The sequence below is a fragment of the Nonomuraea sp. NPDC052265 genome (assembly GCF_044547985.1).
In the GTDB taxonomy this organism is placed as follows: Bacteria; Actinomycetota; Actinomycetes; order Streptosporangiales; family Streptosporangiaceae; genus Nonomuraea.
Map to the genome: position 1 here is coordinate 518,409 of NZ_JBIUBJ010000003.1, position 17,533 is coordinate 535,941.

19 protein-coding genes and 5 tRNA genes are annotated in these 17,533 nt (G+C 62.4%); 1 reads left to right on the forward strand and 23 read right to left on the reverse strand.

Annotated elements, in window-relative coordinates; genetic code table 11:
- The 21 genes from ACIHAD_RS11980 to ACIHAD_RS12080 all read right to left on the reverse strand — a co-directional run bounded on the left by ACIHAD_RS11980 (nucleotide 1) and on the right by ACIHAD_RS12080 (nucleotide 15,738).
- Nucleotides 1-1,215 (reverse strand): siphovirus ReqiPepy6 Gp37-like family protein, encoded by a 1,215-nt coding sequence (locus ACIHAD_RS11980; RefSeq protein WP_397354356.1) that lies wholly within the window; start codon nucleotides 1,213-1,215, stop codon nucleotides 1-3.
- Entirely contained in the window at nucleotides 1,208-2,146 is a 939-nt protein-coding gene (locus tag ACIHAD_RS11985; RefSeq protein WP_397354357.1) for a hypothetical protein, read from the reverse strand. Before ACIHAD_RS11985 ends, ACIHAD_RS11980 begins: the two co-directional genes overlap by 8 nt.
- A 14-nt stretch (nucleotides 2,147-2,160) precedes the next feature.
- The gene (locus ACIHAD_RS11990) at nucleotides 2,161-5,154 is read right to left on the reverse strand and encodes a hypothetical protein (protein WP_397354358.1); all 2,994 of its coding nucleotides are present in this window, start codon (nucleotides 5,152-5,154) and stop codon (nucleotides 2,161-2,163) included.
- 415 nt (nucleotides 5,155-5,569) lie between these two features.
- Nucleotides 5,570-5,845, reverse strand: a complete 276-nt coding sequence (locus ACIHAD_RS11995) for a hypothetical protein (RefSeq protein WP_397354359.1) — start codon at nucleotides 5,843-5,845, stop codon at nucleotides 5,570-5,572.
- Between the two features lie 161 nt (nucleotides 5,846-6,006).
- Entirely contained in the window at nucleotides 6,007-6,606 is a 600-nt protein-coding gene (locus ACIHAD_RS12000; protein WP_397354360.1) for a hypothetical protein, read from the reverse strand.
- Between the two features lie 4 nt (nucleotides 6,607-6,610).
- The gene (locus ACIHAD_RS12005; protein WP_397354361.1) at nucleotides 6,611-6,994 is read right to left on the reverse strand and encodes a hypothetical protein; all 384 of its coding nucleotides are present in this window, start codon (nucleotides 6,992-6,994) and stop codon (nucleotides 6,611-6,613) included.
- Complete coding sequence (locus ACIHAD_RS12010; RefSeq protein ID WP_397354362.1) at nucleotides 6,991-7,299, reverse strand: hypothetical protein; 309 nt, start codon at nucleotides 7,297-7,299, stop codon at nucleotides 6,991-6,993. The genes ACIHAD_RS12005 and ACIHAD_RS12010 overlap by 4 nt, the downstream gene beginning before the upstream one ends.
- Nucleotides 7,292-7,639, reverse strand: a complete 348-nt coding sequence (locus ACIHAD_RS12015) for a head-tail adaptor protein (protein WP_397354363.1) — start codon at nucleotides 7,637-7,639, stop codon at nucleotides 7,292-7,294. Before ACIHAD_RS12015 ends, ACIHAD_RS12010 begins: the two co-directional genes overlap by 8 nt.
- An 8-nt stretch (nucleotides 7,640-7,647) precedes the next feature.
- Nucleotides 7,648-8,130: a hypothetical protein gene (locus tag ACIHAD_RS12020; protein ID WP_397354364.1), complete on the reverse strand. Its 483-nt coding sequence runs from the start codon at nucleotides 8,128-8,130 to the stop codon at nucleotides 7,648-7,650.
- 146 nt (nucleotides 8,131-8,276) lie between these two features.
- Nucleotides 8,277-9,158 carry a hypothetical protein gene (locus ACIHAD_RS12025; protein ID WP_397354365.1) on the reverse strand — a complete coding sequence of 294 codons (882 nt, stop codon included), beginning with the start codon at nucleotides 9,156-9,158 and terminating at the stop codon, nucleotides 8,277-8,279.
- Between the two features lie 21 nt (nucleotides 9,159-9,179).
- Nucleotides 9,180-9,758 (reverse strand): hypothetical protein, encoded by a 579-nt coding sequence (locus ACIHAD_RS12030; protein ID WP_397354366.1) that lies wholly within the window; start codon nucleotides 9,756-9,758, stop codon nucleotides 9,180-9,182.
- A gap of 53 nt (nucleotides 9,759-9,811) precedes the next feature.
- Nucleotides 9,812-10,543: a hypothetical protein gene (locus tag ACIHAD_RS12035; RefSeq protein ID WP_397354367.1), complete on the reverse strand. Its 732-nt coding sequence runs from the start codon at nucleotides 10,541-10,543 to the stop codon at nucleotides 9,812-9,814.
- Nucleotides 10,543-11,967: a phage portal protein gene (locus ACIHAD_RS12040; protein ID WP_397354368.1), complete on the reverse strand. Its 1,425-nt coding sequence runs from the start codon at nucleotides 11,965-11,967 to the stop codon at nucleotides 10,543-10,545. The genes ACIHAD_RS12035 and ACIHAD_RS12040 overlap by 1 nt, the downstream gene beginning before the upstream one ends.
- Before the next feature lie 12 nt (nucleotides 11,968-11,979).
- Entirely contained in the window at nucleotides 11,980-13,287 is a 1,308-nt protein-coding gene (locus ACIHAD_RS12045; protein ID WP_397354369.1) for a terminase TerL endonuclease subunit, read from the reverse strand.
- A gap of 455 nt (nucleotides 13,288-13,742) precedes the next feature.
- Nucleotides 13,743-14,162: a hypothetical protein gene (locus tag ACIHAD_RS12050; RefSeq protein WP_397354370.1), complete on the reverse strand. Its 420-nt coding sequence runs from the start codon at nucleotides 14,160-14,162 to the stop codon at nucleotides 13,743-13,745.
- 411 nt (nucleotides 14,163-14,573) lie between these two features.
- A tRNA-Ala gene (locus ACIHAD_RS12055) sits at nucleotides 14,574-14,656 on the reverse strand.
- Between the two features lie 183 nt (nucleotides 14,657-14,839).
- Nucleotides 14,840-14,910 (reverse strand) — tRNA-Glu (locus tag ACIHAD_RS12060).
- 46 nt (nucleotides 14,911-14,956) lie between these two features.
- Complete coding sequence (locus tag ACIHAD_RS12065) at nucleotides 14,957-15,415, reverse strand: hypothetical protein (RefSeq protein WP_397354371.1); 459 nt, start codon at nucleotides 15,413-15,415, stop codon at nucleotides 14,957-14,959.
- 29 nt (nucleotides 15,416-15,444) lie between these two features.
- Nucleotides 15,445-15,517, reverse strand: a tRNA-Leu gene (locus tag ACIHAD_RS12070).
- Nucleotides 15,518-15,595: 78 nt separating this feature from the next.
- Nucleotides 15,596-15,666: transfer RNA gene (locus ACIHAD_RS12075), tRNA-Val, on the reverse strand.
- A 4-nt stretch (nucleotides 15,667-15,670) separates the two neighbouring features.
- Nucleotides 15,671-15,738: transfer RNA gene (locus ACIHAD_RS12080), tRNA-OTHER, on the reverse strand.
- A gap of 379 nt (nucleotides 15,739-16,117) precedes the next feature.
- Here ACIHAD_RS12080 and ACIHAD_RS12085 point away from each other — a divergent pair.
- Entirely contained in the window at nucleotides 16,118-16,453 is a 336-nt protein-coding gene (locus tag ACIHAD_RS12085; protein WP_397354372.1) for a hypothetical protein, read from the forward strand.
- Nucleotides 16,454-16,498: 45 nt separating this feature from the next.
- Here ACIHAD_RS12085 and ACIHAD_RS12090 read toward each other — a convergent pair whose 3' ends face one another.
- Nucleotides 16,499-16,948, reverse strand: coding sequence for a hypothetical protein (locus ACIHAD_RS12090; RefSeq protein ID WP_397354373.1), 450 nt, complete (start codon nucleotides 16,946-16,948; stop codon nucleotides 16,499-16,501).
- 54 nt (nucleotides 16,949-17,002) lie between these two features.
- The gene (locus tag ACIHAD_RS12095; protein WP_397354374.1) at nucleotides 17,003-17,383 is read right to left on the reverse strand and encodes an HNH endonuclease signature motif containing protein; all 381 of its coding nucleotides are present in this window, start codon (nucleotides 17,381-17,383) and stop codon (nucleotides 17,003-17,005) included.
- Between the last annotated feature and the right edge of the window lie 150 nt (nucleotides 17,384-17,533).

Consider the following 17,533-nt stretch of genomic DNA (forward strand, 5'->3'; position numbering starts at 1 on the left):
CTAGCGTCTCGCTTCCAGCTTTCGTAGGGATGTCCAGAGGCGACGAACCTCGCGGTACAACGTGGGCGTCGCCGATGCGCCGTCCGTGCCGATGACCGGCTCAACGCGGGGGCCATCTGAGCCATCGGATAGGCGAACCTCGCGCAATACGTCAGTGATCCGCCTACCGTGGATATCGACGGTCACCACGTCGCCCACCTGGTAATGGACGCCGTACCGAAGCGTGTCAGTATCGATCGGAGACACCGACAGTTCGCCCAGGGCCGCCGCTTCCGCCATCGCCTCGCTTGCCGCCTGGTCGAGCTGGGCGAGCGCTTCAGGATCAGCCGGCTGATTGACGTCATCAGGGTTCACAGGCGAGCCGTTCGCGCCCCGCGCCACGGGGATGTCTCGGCGGTCCACGAACCGCTCTAGCGGCGTCCTAGACCACTCGTGCGGCGCGGTAGACGGATCGTCGTACTGAGCAAGCCACCTGTTGCGCCCTTCGCCCTGGGCGGCCACAACGAACCGGCTCGCGGTCGGCGCCGACAGGCGGTAGGTGTAGCTAGCCAGGGTGCCGTTCTCTGGGCTGAAGATGACTTCGCCCGAGTCGTGTACACGCGGCGCGAACGCCTCGAAGGTCAGCCGGTCAGTGACGCCCTGGCGCAAGCGCCAGCCGATCCCCGTGCTTGCGCCCACCTCGGCGAGCTTGACGCCCAGTGGGTCGAATCGAGTGGAGATAGACACGGTGGGGCCGATGGTCGACGCCGGTACGTCGAGGTTCGAAATGATCCGGTCGGCCCGCGCGGCGGGGCCAGCGTTGACACGTACGAGCTGCCCGAGAGCGGCGCCGGTCGTGCCCGTGAACGAGTAGCGCTCGGCGGTCTGTGCGTTGGTGGCCGCGTTCGGGACCGGGAGCGTGATCCGCGACCACAACAGGGTTTCGTCCGACACGCCCGTGTACACGACTTGCCCCTTGCCGGGCTGGTCGGCCGACCAGAGGTGAGACACGGCGGTAACCGGCCCCGACATGACGGGGGCGGGGACGCCTTCAATCCACACGATGATGCCGCCCCCCGGTTGCAGGATGGCGGCTTCGTTGGAGTCGGCGGGAACCGCGAGCGTCCAAGCGCCTACGCCGTTGTAACGGGAAATCACAGTGAGGCTCGTGTATTGCTCGACTACGCCAACGCGTTCGTAGAAAGGGCCGCGTGCTTCCACCATGAAGTTAGGCACTTAGATACCTCGGCATGTAGGTAAGGTTCACGGACGTTTCGAGGCCAACGCCGTTCACGTCAATGAAGACCTCATTTAGCCCGGGGGAGATGGGCCAAAGGTGCGGGGCGGCGCCGAGTAGCGTCCAAAGGTTCTCGCCCGTAACCGCGTCCTTCACGGACTTGAAACGGGGGCGAGTGTCGATTACGAGCGCTTGCGTCGAGGACAAGCCGCCGTCAATCGAGAAAGCTTGATCCGGCTGATTCGGCACCTTCCGCGTAAACGTCATGTTCGACGCCGGACCGTGCACAGTCCAAGTAGGCCATGTGTCCTCATCGCCGGTAACCGTGATCTGGCTAACGCCGTTGAGCGAATGCGACTTGTTGATCAGCGATCGGCCAAGGAACGGATCGCCGAAGAACGGCTTCATCTCCAGGTCGCCGGTAGTGAACCGAATGGTCTGCACATTGCCCGAGTAGAAGTAAGGATCTATCGCGCGGAAGATCAATCCATACTTCAGCCAATCGAACCCCGCCAAGTCTTGCCCCTCGTCGCCCTCGGCGCCGGACACGTAGAACGCGTCAATGAAGCGCTTGGAGCCGTCGCCCTCGGTCAACGTGATGCGGACCTGGCCGCGCTTCGGGTTGAGAGCAGCCAAGAGGCCGCGCTTCAGGGCCAGTAGCGCCGGGCGATCCGGCGCCGACAGGTGGACGGGGATGAACAGTTCCCGGGCGGGCGCTCGCACGTCGCGAGGGAACCCGCCGTCGAGGGCAGGCAGCTCGTCATAGAACAGCGTGTAGTTAGGTGCGTCGAACCCCTTCATTCCGGGGAGCGTCAGAATGCCGTGCTCCCCGGAAGTCAGGTTGTACGAAGACGTGTACACGCCCCCGCTACCCGCCGCCACGTCGGCGGGAGTGGCCAGCTCGACGGTTGTACGGGGCCAATCGGCCATCTGGTCACCCCTTCCTAGGTGGCGTAGAGGGCATCGGCGTACGACAGCGCCGTGACGATCTGTCGTTCGGTGGGGATGTCGGGCGCCGCGTTGAGGGTCACGCTGACGTTTCCGTAACGGCCGGCTGCACCGTGTGTGACCAGCCCGTCGCCCGCGGGGCGCATATCTCCAGGTGAGCGCTTCGCCACGTCCGGCACGGACCAGGCCGCGACTGCCAGTTCCGGCGATCCCCACGCCTCGACGGTGCTTGCCGCCAGGGCGGCAACGGCGTCCGTCGCTACCTTCGCGGTCTTGCTGATACCGCGCGCTAGGCCCTGGACAAGGTAGGCGCCCATCTCATGCATCACCTTGGACGGCGATGCAATCCCGAGGATCGACTTAACGGTGTTGACCAGGCCGGTAACCATCGAATCCCACTGGCCGACTACCCAGTTCCAGAGGGAGACGATTCCGTTCCACAGACCGTTAACGATTTCGCGACCGGCGTTGTATAGCCATGATCCGGCATTCGAGAAGAAGTTTAGGATCTGATTCGGGATCGCCTGAAGGAACGCAACGACGTCATTGAATCGCGCTACGACAGCATCCTTGACGCGGCCGAACCAATCCGAGAACTTGCCCGGTAGCGAGCCGAACCAATCCAGCAAATCGCCGATATCGTCTACTCGATCGCCGATCCAACGGACGATCGAATTCCAAATGTCCTCGGCGAACTTGGCTACCTGATTCCAATGTTCTTCCCAGTTGTCATCGAAAAGCGCTAGAACGGCCTTCACTTGCGTGATTAGGTTGTTCCAAATCGTTTCTGCGATGGCGACAATGGCGTCCCAGATGCCGGAGAAGAACGTCTTGACGCCTTCCCAAGCTCGTTCCCAGTCGCCGGTTATGACGCCGAGTACGAATTCGATCAAACCCGAAAGGGCGGTCAGCACGCCATCGACAACGCCGAGAATGCCCGAGAAGACATTGCCGATGATGTCGAGCAGCGGGCCGCCGAAGTTGTCCCAAGCCCACGAGATGAACTCGAAGACGCCGCCGACTATTTCGCCGACGCGGGTAACAATGGACTGGATCTTGGTTCCCCATTCGGAGAACCGGCCTTCGTTCTCCTGAACCCAGGTAACGATGTCGGCGAAAACCTTGCTGATGATTTCGCCCGCCTGCTGAAGCAGGGGCGCTGCCGTCTCGTAGAGAAAACGAAGGGTCCGAGACAACCAAGTGTCTTCGGAAAGACCGGCGCCAGTCAGCCATTCGACGGCTTCAGAGATCCACGTAACAAGCTGGGAAAGCGCGGGTCCTACCCACGTCGTGATGGCGTAGGCGAGCCCTTGGACGAGCAGCGAAATCAGCGTCACTAGCGGCGGTAGAATCGGCGCCACTGCGACCAGAATGGACGCTAGCGCCAACGCGATATCCTGTAGGGCGCCGCTGTCGGCCAGAATCGTTACGGCCTTTCCTAGCTCCGTGAAGACGGCTACTAGGGCAGGCCCAAGCGTCGCTATGGCAGGCGCTAGGGCGTTGATCGCTGTCGTCAGAATCGGGCCTATCAGCTCCGCAATCTGGGCGATCGTGGGGGCTATAGAAGCAATCCCGGATGCCAGCGCCTTCACAACGGGGAGCAGCGCGGAACCGATGCGGGCAAGCGACTCGAAGACCGACAGAAGGATTTCTTGGCCCTTAGCGCTGTCGAGGAAAGCCCGCAGGCCACCGACAAGGTTCCCGATGACGCCCAGGGCGTTGTCACCGGTCTTTTCGACGGCTGAAAGCACTGTCTGAACAGTGCCGAGAATGTCCTTAACGAGCTGCCACACCTGACCGAAGACGGCAAAGCCGTTCTTCAGCGCCGCCAGTGCGGAATCTGATTCAATGTAGGCCGTCGCTAGATCGGCCACCTTGAGAAGGTGATCGCGTATGGCGGGGGCGAAGCTGGCGAGGAATCCGCTAGCTGTCTTCGACAGGTTCAGAAATACGTCGAGCAAAGGCGCTGCGGCTGGCTCAACCGTGCTGATAGCGCCTGCTAGGTCTAGCCAGATGTCTTTCAGAGCGTGAGCCGTTCCGGCGTCCGCAATGAACTCCAGTACGTCATCAGCGACGCGGCCGATTGCCGACGAGAGCCCGGCTAGGCCATCTTGAAGCGGTCCGCTGAGTACGACAGAAAGCCGCTCGAAGTCACCTACGAAGCCCTCGGCGAATCGGTCGGTGAGGACCTTCCGTAGCTCCCAGAAGGCGGGGGTCACGTAGTGGTCGAATTCACGGGCGGCGACGGCGGCCGTCTCGCCCATGTCCAACACGAGCCCTTGGAACTTCAGCAAAGATCCCGAGAGGGACGCGCCCAGGGCTTCGGTGAACGAGCCCACTGCGACCTTGAAGACGGCGAAGGCGCCGGCTGCTCCAACGAGCACGGCCGGGAGCGCCAGGAACGCCCCGGAGACGGGGGTAAGAGCTGCTACAAGCAACAGCGCTTGCTGCACTGCAACGCCCATTGCGCCACTGGCCAGCGATAGCGTGCCAACGGTGGTGACGGCGCTTGCCGAGATCTTGCCGAAGCCCGCCGCGAGGCTCGCCGCGCTTCCCGCCGCGTTGGACAGGTGGCGGGTTAGGTCGAGATCGATGTCCCTGCCCGCGTCGCCAATGCTGGACCTGGCGCGGTCAGAGAAGCCCCGCCCGAAGTTATCGCCGAGACGCCTTCCGACGTCTTCGCCGCCGTCAGCGGGAATGTTCCTTAGAGCCTCCCGAACCCTGGCGTCGAACTGCTGAGAGAACGAATCGCCGACTTCGGAACCAAGCTTGTCGCCGATGCCGTCGAACGCTGCCTCGAAACTCTTCGGCAGGTCCTTGGAGAGGGAAGCGCTCAGACTGGCGCTAAGGTTGTCGCCAATGTTCTTCCCGAGATCCTTGGAAAGGGGCTTTAGCTGCCTTTCCAGATCATCCCGAAGCTTCTTGGCAAAGTTCTTTGCTAGGCGAGGCTGAATCTCAACATAAGCCTCACCAACCTTGGTGGCTACCAAGCTCAATGCCCCCTAGTTATGCGCGCAATGAAGTCGCTCACCTCCTTTGCGGATGCAAAGCGCCCCGATTCCTGCTCGGGTGAATGTGCGGGCGCCTTCCGTCCGGGACGTTGCACCGGATCGGGGAAGGGGTTTCGAGTCCCCTTCTTTGAATTCGCCTGCGTGAATAGCCAGTTGGAAACCTGGAGTAGGTCAACCGCTGCGGCTAGCAAGTACTCGCCGGGGGTCCATGTCGCCTCTTCGCCCAATAGGGCGAGGTGTAGGGCCGAACCCCGGGGCAATCCCTGTAGGAGGGACAGCAGCTTTCGCATGCTGAGCTTGCCTCGGTACAGGTCCAAGATGTCGAACCGGTAATACCGGTGAAGGTCAGCCTCGACGGCCGGGAAATGCTCGCCCAGTGTCCGGGCGAGCCAGATTAGTTTCCCGCGCTACCGACGCCCACAGCGGCGGAAATCGCCTCGAATAGCGCCACGGCATCCGAGAGCTTCCGGGGCTTCTCGGCCTTGAAGGCGGCGTACTGGTCGGCGCCGAGAACGAGCTTCAGGGCCTTCGTGAAGCGGCCCGCGTCCAGCTCGTCGAGAACGTCGATGTCCCAGTCAACAGGAGTCGGGACCGTGTACACGGTGCCGTCGAAGTCAACCGGAACGGTGGTGCCGGTCGCTTCCGCGATAGCGGCGTGAGCCTTGGACATGCGTGGAGCTCCTTACAACCAACTTGCATATAGGGGCATGAGAGGGGCTTGGGACGTGATCACTGTCCGGAGTGGCCGGCTGTTGTCGACAAGGTACTGACCTGCGGTTCTGTGAACCGCGGCCAATCAGCCGGCCAGCGCGGAGAGTAGCGAGGGCGGGGCTACGGAGCCTCGGGGGCGTCGCCGTGAATGTCCGCCGTGGTCACCACATCGGCCAGCTTCCCCGACGAGTCGAGCGACTGGAAGGTCATGTTGAGGATGCTCGGGTCCGTCTTGCCGATGGATAGGCCGTCGCGGTCGCTCAGCATCGCCCGGGGGACGTAGAGACCGTTCACCACGTCGAGGTCACCCCACAGGATGAGGAACGCTCGCTCGCGAAGGGCCGGGTTCGACGGCAGGGACATCTTCGTCAGGCCGGTCGTGGCGTCCTTCGGCCCCCAGGTGCCACCGAAGAACAGTTCCGTAGAGTCCTTGTCCCACTGCGCTAGGGCGAACTGGAAGTCCAGGCCAGCAGCGGTAACGGTGATCTTCGCGGCGGCAACCGACTGCCACACGTTGAAAGCGCTCGTCGTGAGCGTAGGAGTAAGCGTGCAGCCGTCTTCGGTGACGTAACCAAGATCGGTCCAGCCCGCGTACGGCTTCGTGTTGTCGAACGCCTCGGCAACGGTCTTGGGGATGGTCGGAAGGTTAGTGTTCGCGGCGGACGATAGGACACGTCCATTCGGCGCGAACCGGATTGCGTTGGAATCGAGAGCGGTCAATGAGCTAACTCCTCATATACATATAGAGATCGAGGGAGAACACGAAGCGGTGTTCGCGCGACTTCGGGTCGCTGATGTCTTGCGGCCCGAAGTCGTTGTTGGCGTCAGCAATGGCCACTCCGCGATGGCTGAAGTTGGGGCCGCTCGTAAGAAGCACATGCCGGGCACGCATGGCGTTGTGAAGCGCCGTGTTCTTCGCCGGTCCGTAGGCGTGCACGTCGAGGCGTACGCGGTCGAGGCGCCTTGGGACGACATTGCTGATGTTGAGCAGGGACACGACGACGCGAGACTTTCCGGCCTGGTGACCGATCAAGTCCGCGCTCACTGGAATGTCGGCGATCCCCGCCTTCAGTAGCGCAATCGCTACCTCTATCGGGTCGTAAATCATTCGATGCGCTTGCTCTCCACGGCCTTGCCCAGCGGGCGAAACGCTGGAGTGTCATCGGTGCCGTACTCGACTTTGATTGCGTCCTTGTCGGCAGACACGTAGGCAACCGGCTCGCCCAGGGCGTTGATCTCGATGTCCTCGCGGATGCTCGCGGCGTACTCGTGAAGCGGATAGCGCTTCGGGGCGACGTTGTACGCCTCTAGCCCGATGGTCTTAGCGACCTTCAATAGCTCTTTCGCGACCCGCTTATCCCGCGTCAGCGTAGGAAGTTTGAACTCCCACACATCGACTTCTACGTCAGCCATCGATCCGCCTTATCGTCGCCAGGGTGTATGAATTGCGGCCCGTTACAGACGGCCAGACGAGCGATACGCCGATCACCTCGTAGAGCTGGGCGCGGTAACGCACCCGGTCGGACACGCGGATGTCGGCTTGCCGGGGCGTGTACACGCGGTAGGTGGTGATGCCGGTTTCCCGGTCCTGGTCTTGGTCGGGGGTCAGTGCGTCGCGCGTGCTGACCGGCTGGACACTGGCCGGCAAACCCGTGTACACGGATTGGGCGGCGTCCCAGTCCCGAACGTCCCCGTAGGGGCCGACGACCAGAGGGGCGCGCAGTACGGCGACTGAATCGCGGTAAAGGCCCATGGACGCCCCTAGGGGCGCCGCAGAGGCGCCGAACCGGTCCGCTGACGGAATCGGTTGAGTGATGCCTTCGCGGACCGCGAGAGGCCAATAGAGCCGCTTCCGGTCTCGTAAACGAGGGTGTGTTCCCCGAGCGTTTCGGAAGTCGCGCCGACTTCCTTTCCGAGAACCCGAAGCGCCTCGTTACAAACGACGGCCTTGACGTCAGCCGGAACCTTGTCGGTCCCGTGGGTGTAGGTGACGACGACCTTGGACGGTAGCGGGTCGCCCGGATGGGTCTGCCATCCCCAGCGCCGCCACAGCGAGCCCCGGACGAGCTTGTATTCCGCGATGTCCCGCCCGTCGATGGTCACGTAAAGGACCTGAAGGACTGGCGCCCCGGGTAGCTTCAGCTCGCGTTCCGCCCAGCCTTCAAACTCGGCGACATCGTTAGCGTGAATGGTCCAGTCGCGGCGGCAATACGCCTCGACGAGCCCGGACACGTCCTCAATCAACGCGGATACTGCGGTCGCCTCATCTGGTGCCAGCGTTCGCCCTAGACGCGCCTCGATATCGGCTAGCTCAGCTAGCAAAGGAACCTCCTATCGAGACGAAAGGCCGCCCTCGAAAGGGCGGCCCCGCGTCGCAGCCAACTTGCAAATCAGGGGATGACCTTGCCGACAACAATGTGTTCAGGGCGCATCACGGAAGCGCCGTAAACGTGCAATCCCCTCACGACGTCCGCGAAGAACTTTTCGCTACGGTAGTTCTCCGTCTTCACAATCTGGTCCGCGAACGTGGTAGCGATCCGGTGACCGGCGACCAGGTGAACATCGGTCGGAAGGGCGTTCGTCTTGTGGATATAGAAGCCCAGGAACTTACCGATAACGCCATTACGAATCGGCTCGTCACCGCCGAACTTCGACACGTCGATGAACCGGTCATCGCGCAGTAGGCGGCCCTGGAGAACCGGAGACACGACGGCGAACCGGCCCTCGTCGGGTGTCTCGGTCTGGTCGAGCACCACCTTGGCGGCAATCCACTGGTCGAACAGAGCGTCAGGGGTCGCCGCTAGGTCGATGTCCTGAAGGTGACCGGCCTTCTTGGCGTTCTGGGCGGTCGCAGCCGCGACCAGGAGACCGGCGACGTAGGAGTCAGCCGCTTCCGCCAGCTTGCGACCCGCACGAGTGGTGCCCTCGTGCATGTACTTCCCGCCGATCATGCTCTGCACCTTGTGGATGTCATCCACGCGAATCCTGAAAGCCTTGCTCTGGGAAATCTCAAACGTGCGCTTGCCGCCCGTCATCTCCTTCGGATCACCAGAGAAACCCGCCGTGGGGTCGTAATCCTCAATCTCGGGATCGGTCACGGTCGGGATTCGAACTGCATCGCCGACGTCGGCAATGGTCCCTTCCCAGTCGCGGTTACAAACCAGGTCCGAACCAATGGTCAGCTTGGACCGCATCTCAGTCCATACACCGGCCGTCCAAACCTCGGGGATGAACCGAGAATCGCGGTAGCCGGCCTCATCAAAAATAGCCAAGGGGGAACCCTCCAATAGGGGTTACTTGATTCCAAGTAGGTCGTTGAGCTGACCCGCGAGCCGGGCAGCCTGAACGTCTTCGGGCGCCATGCCCTGAAGGTCGGCGCGGGTAAGCTGACGCGGCTTGTTGCCTTCGCGGTTACCGGCCGTCTTGGTAAAGACGTCCTGATCGAAAGACTTGCCTGCCTTCGGCAGCGTCTTCAGAAACGCGTCGATGGCATCAGAGTTCGGCCTGCCGTCCTCGCCGGACAGAGCAGCAACGTTGATGTAGGCAACATCGGGAAGCGTGACGCCAGCCTTAGCAGCCTGGGCGGTCAGGGCGGCGGTAGTAAGCTCCGCGCCCACTTCCGAAAGCGTTGCCTTGCGAGCCTCAGACTTCGCCGCCTCGATGGCCTTTTCAGTCTCGGACATCTGCGACTGGGAAAGCTGGTCGTACTTCTTCGTGATGTCCTTGAAACCCGCTTCATGCTTACGGGCCATCGACTTCCACTTATCCCGGTCGGCGAGTAGCGCCGCTACGTCAACGTCCTCCGTCCCCGTGTCGGGATTCGTGGTGGCCGTGCCGTCGGAAACGGTGGCGTTCGGGTCGTTCTCAGGCATGCTAAAAGCGCTCCATGTCGGAAGAAAGGAACCCCCATGTCGGGGGAGAGGTGTTAGGCCGCCTGGAGATAGGGGCCGTATTCGCCGTGATCAATCACGCGAAGTTTTACGTCCTTGGCCGCGCGCTCGTACGCCTCGGCCACTCGCCGATCTAGTTCCGTGTCATCGTCGGCGCTCGAATAGATCGGCTCGACGGTGCAACCACACGCCGGATGAATCGGCATCAAATCGCTTTTGCGATAGGTGTTAGTGACTGCGAGAACGCAGAGATCACAATGCGTCGGCTTGTCGGACAGGACTCGTCGATACCCGGTCACTCGCCTGTCGGCTTCCATGACGGCATCGGCGGTATTGCGGTGGGCTATCTGTAGATCCGCCTCGACGGATCGTTCTAGCCGGTACGCCGCGAGATCGACGGCTTCGGCTAGGGGCGTGTCGTCGGCCATCTCCGTCCATGTCCAGACGAAGGGGCGCGCGTACACGTCGCCCAGCTCGACGCCGCCACGGCGGCCGGGCACGCGGTCAACGGGCACGGTGGGGGAAGGGCGGCCGGTACGGAAACGGCTAACCCGGTCGATGTAGTCGAGCGCTAGGCGGCCCTCTTGAATCTGTCCGGCCCTGACGAGCCGGGCGGCCGGGGGAGCGAACCGGGGGATATCCGCCCGGTTCCACGAGCCCATGCCCCGCCACAGATCGAGGATGCGCCGGACAAGGTTCGCGCGCAGAGTCGCACGCGCCCGGCTGTGCGCCAGGCGCACGCGCGCCAGCTCGTCGGCTACCGCCATCAAGCCGCCTCGGCGATGGCCTTGCGCGACTGCCCCGACTCACTAAGAGTGTCGGCGTCATCACCCGCGGGGCTGGCCGGCTGATCCGTCGAGGGATCAACCCCAAGGTCACGACGCATCTGCTCGTCTAGAAGGTCTTGCATCGTCATCGCGTCGAACCTGGCAATCTGCGCCGGGCTATACCCGGCGTCCTGCCATAGCTGCCTCTGAGGCACGCCAAGCGCCTTCAGCTTCAGAAGCGCGTCGATGTGCTCAGCCTCAGAGCGATACTCGGCGTCCGCCCATAGGGTCTCGGCCTGGTGGGCATACTGCCGGGGGTCGTCGAGGACAGCGAAGCTGAGCCTCATCACGTCTTCCCAGCCTTCGCCGTACGTCCGCTGCCGCTGACGCACCTTTGCGACTAGACCCGCCTCGGCGCTCTTGATGTTGGCCCCGGACGGCGGTTGCCCCGACTGCTGCAACATGTAGTGCACGGGCATCCGGCTCACGGAAGCGATGTGCTGAACAAGAGCCTCGATCAACCGGACGTAGTTCGACAGGTCCGCCACGGAGAACTGTCCGAACTTCGTTTCCGGGTCCTCCGAATGGATCATCTTGTCTAGCGCAACCTCGAAAGGCGGCGGCTGAGCCTTGCCGTTCTCGTCCTCTTCAAGCGGGAGACCTACCGCCCACTTCATCGGGAAGGCGCCCATTTCGCTAGCGATCAAGGCATCAATCATTACCTTGTTCACGGCGTCCTGAAGGGGGATGACCCTCTTTAGTTCACTCGCGGCCTTGCCGTTCAATCTCGGCCGGTTAAGAAGCGGAACCACTGGTACCCGATTCAGCGGGTTCACCGCTTCCGTGAATTCGTCCCAGTCTTGGCGCCCCGCCGTGTAGGTCGAGGCATAGACGCGGTTCGGAAGCCATAGCGTCGCGTGTGTGTCGCCCCACTCGTCGTTAATCTTCTTCAGAGCGGCGCGGATCACCTTCCGCGAGCCTGGGGCGTACGACACGACCATTTCATGTGCTGACTCGGGCACAATGACCGGCTGCCCGTCAGAGTCGCCCCAGACGGTCACGAAGGACGCGCCGGTTACAAGGGAATCCGTGTGGGCCGCGTCCGAATCGGCGTCGAGGCCGTTTCGCTGCCAGATGTCGAGAGCATCGGCGTCCGCCTCGGGGTCCGATGTGAACCGGAAGCCGTTCACCTGCAAGCGCTCGGCCACCGAATCAACGACCAGGCTAGAAAAGTTGTCCGCCCAATGCCCATCGAACATCGCGCCGAAGGCTTCCCTGAACTTCGCCGCCGCGAACGACAGTTGATGACGGCCCTCGTAATAGTCGTCATACCGCCTCGCGGTCGCCGACTGGTTGGAAAGCTCCCCTTCCAGATGCTTCACCCATTCCAGGGGCGAGCGGGGATAAGGCTCGATGAACGTCAACGGGGAACCCTCTCAATAGCTGATGGCGCGATACCGCCTCTTGCGTAGGCGCCCGTCCGCTATCGCGTCGGCCCGCGCCTCGACTGCCAGCACGGCAGACATGCACGCGTCGATGTGCTTCTTAGACTTCTTTGTGTCCTTGCGGAGGACTACGCCCGCGCGAACCTCGCGCGTCCTGGCGTTGAGTACGTGACGTGTTAGCGTCTTGTCGCCGACATGCTTGATTTGGCTCGTCTGAATGCCGGTTCGGAACCGCTCGACGGCTTGCGCCATCGGCGTATCGCGGTGCGTCCAGAATTCGTAAACGGTCCTGTCGCCAAACTCGACGGCCCACCGACCAACGATGTCTTGCCAGTAAGCCGGGTCGGCATAGACCCACTCGACGCGGTATTCCGTCATCGCCTTAGCCATGGCGGCATCAACGGCTAGGACATCGACTTCCCAGTCTTCGGAAGTGTGCGGGTTCTCCCATATCGCGATGGGGAACACCAGGCCGTCCGTCAGCCGGCACCCTACGATTGCTGTTGAGTCGTACCGAATGGAGCCGTCGAACCCGATGGCAATCTGATCGCCGGGGGACGGACGTTCGTCCGTCTCGATCGCGTCCCAAGCCTCTTTCTCGATGGCCTGGTCTACCGTCGCGGTCGGTTGATTCAGGAAGTACCGGCGAACCTCGTGCTCTTGCATGGTCTGTAGCTCGATCACCATGCGGTCGAGGTCCATCCATTCGGCAGCAGGGCCGTACACGTACCGGAGCGCCTTCCGCAGCTCGGCCTTGTTCTTCAGACTGACCGGGGGCGCTTCGCGGTGGTCGAATAGCAAACCGGGATGTTCTAGAAGCCCCTCGGCCACCTTCAGATAGTCGAGGTGCATTGCTTCGGCAATGCTGTCTTCGCCGGGCGCGTACATGGTCGAGGTTTCAAGCGACCAGGGTTCGGCAATCTTGCGCTTCAAGAGGTTTCGGGAAACCGTACGGTGCATCTCGCGAAGCTCGCGAGTGACGTAAAGATGAGTTTCGTCGAACACGCCGAAGGTTTCCTTGCCGCCGTCTTTCGAGGCGGACGACGCCGACGAGGGAACGATTTCGCCGCCCCCGGGGATGTTCACCTTGGCAAGGTTGATATCCAATCCCGGATAGGCGTCATAGACGGCGCCCTCCGAGAGCATGTAATGCACGTTGTCGTAGGTGTTTCCCGCTTGCGATTCTTCGGTAGCGAGACAGCGAACGAACGGGTAGACAACCGGCCTGCCGACCGGTTGGCCGTTCGCGTCGAATCCATCGCAGCGAACCGGCCCTAGCGCCTCGACGCACACGAGCATGCCCGCAAGCTCGGACTTAGCTCGACCCTTAGGGCGACTCAGAAAGGCCCGCGTGACGCGCCTACGGCCCTTTCGGTCTACTTCGTAGGCGTCCACGATGAACCGCGAATACTCGCGATCCATGACGATCGGTTGGCCCTGAACGTCGCCAGGGCCGTGGACTAGGTATGCCTCGATCCAGTCGATTACCTGGTATCCAAGGCTGAATTCTGGGGCCGTCCAACGCCCATCGGGGGCGTACGGCAAAGCCCCTCCTTACTCGTAAGCCTGGTTGATGACCTCGACACGATCAGCGGGAATCCGAATGGTCAGGTACGGCCCGCTACCGTCCGGCGTGAACGCCGTAGAGACGTGCTCGACAGTCCACGGGAACGCGTAGCCATCGATCGTGAAACTAAAAAACCCGCCCGGTAGGCGGGTTACGTTGATGACGTTCGCGAGTTTCGGATTCGTCACTAGTCCTCCAGAGACCTTCGCCGGTCGGCAATGTCCTTCACAGGGGCAAGCTTCGGCTTGTCTTCCTTCGGGCCTGAAAGCTTCATCCGAAGCCTTTGGCGGTCCGCCACGGTCGCGCCTAGCCTCTCTTCGTTGAGCCGGATCTCGGCGAGTAGAGCCGTCTTCGGCTCTGCGTGGTACTGCTCGACGAGCGGCGCCAACATCGCTAGGCGCATCCAATCCGTGGTGACGAAGGCGCTCGCTTGCGGCGCCGCCCGCCAGGTGTCCCACCATTCGCGAGTGGCCGCGCTGTACTTCGCGTAGCCGCGAAGCCGGGGCGCCTCGACGGTCGGGGCCGCGTCGGTGAGAGTGATGGAATCGACGGGATCAGCGTTGCGTCGAACGCGGCCATCCTTCGGCGCCGGTCCAGTGCCAGCCACGCGTACCCCCTTCCATCGGACTTGATCGAGACGTGTAGGCGGGCGCGTGTACACGCCTTAGCGGCCACGTCGGCTAGCAAGGCCGACGAGGGCGAACCCGCTTTGCGGAGCTGGGGGGAGTCGAACCCCCGCTATGGGACCTGAAGCCCCATGCGCTTGCCACTGTTACGCGACAGCCCCCGTGATCACTCTCCGCGCTGGCCGGCACTATGGCGCCTCGCGCCGACCTGCGGTTCCTTGAACCGCGGCCAATCAGCCGGCCACTCCAGAGAGTGAGGATTCTGCCTCTGGCAGCCCTGTGCCCCGAACTCTTCAGGGCGCCAGATAAGCCATGGGGGCGTGCTGCCACTTACACCACACCGGGGGATGAAAGCCCCAGCGCCGGGATTCGAACCCGGACTACACCCCTCGCTGGCGATCGAGGACTTGAACCCCGGACGTCCCCGCCCGGTAGCGAACCGGACGAGCGCTCTGCCGTGCTGAGCTAATCGCCATTGCCCCCTCTTGTTGCTGGCTCGTGTACCCACAACAGGAGGGGTTCGCGGGGGAGACGGATTCGAACCGTCCCACCGCCCTATCCCCTAGGAACCACCCCGGGGACTCGGGCAGTGCTCGCCATGAGCTTGCCCCCTGAGCTGGCCTAGACGGATGGTCAGTCCGTCGTCGGCCCTGCTCTGTACCCCATGCCGGGATCGAACCGGCGCTACCAGAGTGAAAGCCTGGCGTCCTACCACTAGACGAATGGGACATGCACGCCCCCCGGGCGGGGGGCATGGTCTTACCTAGGCGATCGGCTAGACGCCCTCGATCTTCTCCAGGCGGACGTACGAACCGCGTAGAACGTTCAGGTCCCAGGTAGAGGAGTTCTGGTTGTTCTTGAAGGACAGCCAGAACGTCTGGTTGGGGTCGCCGAACGTCTTGAACCACCCACGGAAGCGGACAACGCCGTTCTCACCCGACCGAATCGGAACGATGACGGAGCTGCCGTTGATGTCCCGGACGTTGTTCGACGGCGCGGTGCTGCTCGCGGTCGCGCTCGTCGGAATCGACTCGCTGTGAATCTTGCCCTCGAACGAACCCGGCGCGTTCACGCGGAAACCGAACTGGGTGGTCGTGGTGTTGTCGGTGCTGTAATATACGGCACCCTCGACGAGGTACGTCGAGCCGCTTTCGAGGTTGGTGTACGTCGCGGTGTCGGTCCACTCGGAGACAGGACCGGAAACGTTGCCGTCAGCCGCACGGTAAAGGAGCAAGGAAACCTCTTTCGATAGTGGGTCTTGCGTGCCGCCCCAGGGATTCGAACCCTGACTACTCGGTTCCTAAGACCGATGCCTCTACCGTTGGGCTAGAGCGGCTTGCACAGTGCCCCGCTTCCCGCATCACGGGCGATTTGGGGACCGGGAGTGCATGCCCGGATTTACCACTGTGCTCCGTACCCGTCCAAGGAATCGAACCTCGGTATCCCGCTTGTAAGGCGGGCGCTCTCCCATTGAGCTAGACAGGCATTGTGTCGGTGGCGAGATTTGAACCCGCATCTCCCATCCGTAGGGCGTGTTGCGCACTTACACCACACCGAAAGCCGGTCAGGCCGTCGCCCTCCCAGCCGGGGCCGTCGCCCCCACGAGTCCAAAGCTACCCGGCAACCAACCGGCAAGAGCCGTTGTTACCCCGGGCAGAAATCCGGCCTTTTTCGCCGGGCAAAGCTGGCGGCAATCCCGCAGCTCACAATGCGTAACCGGCCCCCGAAGGGCCGTCATATACCCCATCCCCAGACCCGTACATCCTGCGAGGTCCAGCCCTCCACAGTTCTCAAATCTCGTGAACCGTGTGGGTACCCCCTCCCCGTAACCGAGCGAACGTCACTCCGTGTACACGGGCAACCAACTTGCAAACCGTGTACACGGTTCGGTAGTGTTTCTCGTGTCAGCAGGAAACACCAACCGAAAGGAAGGGCCATGCGTAACGCAAGGTCTGAGATGGCCACGACCGGCCAGCTTGCTTTAATCCAGCGCATCGCCGACGAGCTGGCGAACCCTCCCCAGAACATCGAGGTCATGGTTTCGATGCTCACGAGGGAGACGGCCGGAAAGCTCATTGAGGTGATGAAGGGCTGGCCGCGTAAGTGGGATCGAACCCCTCTCGCGGAAGGGTTCTACCACCGTCGTGGGCGCGTCTACCGAGTAGCGCGTTCGGAGCTTGGACGGCCTTACGCCGTGCGGCTTCTGCCTGACGGCTTGGAGATATACAGCCCGGGAATCATTCGGCAGCTTCGCCCGGATGAAGCCCTGTAGTTAGCACAAGGCGGCCCCCGCTTCGGCGGGGGCCGTTCTCGTGTGTCAGGCGACCTTTTCGACGGTCAGCCACGAGCCGTGGCGGATGTCGAGGCCGAAGTTTAGCGAGCCGGTGATGTTCCGATAGGCAAGGCTGAACTGACCGGTCTTGCTGCCCCAGTTCGCAAACCAACCGCTGATGTACATCATGTGCTGACCGAAGTTCTCGGTAGCGCCTACAGGCAGGCCGGCACTTAGCGCGGGAAGGACGGTCTTGCCGCTCTGCATTTCAGGGACGGTGGCGCCCGGCACTACGCGCATAGCCCACAGTTCGCCGTCATTGCCGTTCGGCAGGTTCGCCCGGATGGCGAACGGGGCATCCTTGTCTCGAAGCTCGTAGTTGATCACACCGTGGAAGTGATACAGGCTGTTGACTTCGCAAGACATCGTTAGCGTGTCGTCGATAGCCCCGCCGACAGCAGTGATGCTCTGAATGGTTTCCCTGAAAAGCGGCATGCAAGCTCCGAAGTCGAAACGTACGCCCTTGAAAGGGCGGGATGGTGTTTGCCCCTAGGGGTTCACGCCCGGGGCCGCCTGAGGCCCCTTCTGGCGCTCTCTGAGCGTCTTAGCAAGGTGACATCGGGCGCATATCGCGCCCAGGTTGGACGGGTCGTGATTGTCGCCTGGTTCGATGTGGTCAACCTCGTTAGCGTCTTCGCCGCACACGTAGCAGCAGAACCGATCGCGCCGAAGGATTCGGCGACGGATCGTAGACCAGTTGCTAGGGAGTCGAGAGATGTCCTGTCGCGTGTGTCCGGCCCACGGGCCGGGATCGTGCTCGACACACTTGCCCCTAGCTGAAACCGTCTTACGACATCCTGTCGTCGAGCAGATTGCTTTTGCTCGTGGCATGAATCCCCGCGCGCCCGGGGGCGCGTTACTAGCGAACATGGTTGTTGTGTGAGCTAGCTAGGTAGTTATAGACAGTTGCGATCGGGTCCGTTAGGACTCCCCGATCGCCTAATAGTTAGCTAGCTGCCAAGGGGCAGCGTTCCTATTAGCTGCCCCCCCTTAGCCCCCCCAAGGGGGTTTCCTATCCCT

Bases quoted from the DNA above. Each gene is read 5' to 3' on its own strand.
- ACIHAD_RS11985 (WP_397354357.1), bottom strand. From the start codon at position 2,146: ATGGCCGATTGGCCCCGTACAACCGTCGAGCTGGCCACTCCCGCCGAC.
- ACIHAD_RS11995 (WP_397354359.1), bottom strand. From the start codon at position 5,845: ATGTCCAAGGCTCACGCCGCTATCGCGGAAGCGACCGGCACCACCGTT.
- ACIHAD_RS12005 (WP_397354361.1), bottom strand. From the start codon at position 6,994: ATGATTTACGACCCGATAGAGGTAGCGATTGCGCTACTGAAGGCGGGG.
- ACIHAD_RS12010 (WP_397354362.1), bottom strand. From the start codon at position 7,299: ATGGCTGACGTAGAAGTCGATGTGTGGGAGTTCAAACTTCCTACGCTG.
- ACIHAD_RS12015 (WP_397354363.1), bottom strand. From the start codon at position 7,639: ATGGGCCTTTACCGCGATTCAGTCGCCGTACTGCGCGCCCCTCTGGTC.
- ACIHAD_RS12030 (WP_397354366.1), bottom strand. From the start codon at position 9,758: ATGCCTGAGAACGACCCGAACGCCACCGTTTCCGACGGCACGGCCACC.
- ACIHAD_RS12035 (WP_397354367.1), bottom strand. From the start codon at position 10,543: ATGGCGGTAGCCGACGAGCTGGCGCGCGTGCGCCTGGCGCACAGCCGG.
- ACIHAD_RS12045 (WP_397354369.1), bottom strand. From the start codon at position 13,287: ATGCTCGTGTGCGTCGAGGCGCTAGGGCCGGTTCGCTGCGATGGATTC.
- ACIHAD_RS12085 (WP_397354372.1), top strand. From the start codon at position 16,118: ATGCGTAACGCAAGGTCTGAGATGGCCACGACCGGCCAGCTTGCTTTA.
- ACIHAD_RS12090 (WP_397354373.1), bottom strand. From the start codon at position 16,948: ATGCCGCTTTTCAGGGAAACCATTCAGAGCATCACTGCTGTCGGCGGG.
- ACIHAD_RS12095 (WP_397354374.1), bottom strand. From the start codon at position 17,383: ATGTTCGCTAGTAACGCGCCCCCGGGCGCGCGGGGATTCATGCCACGA.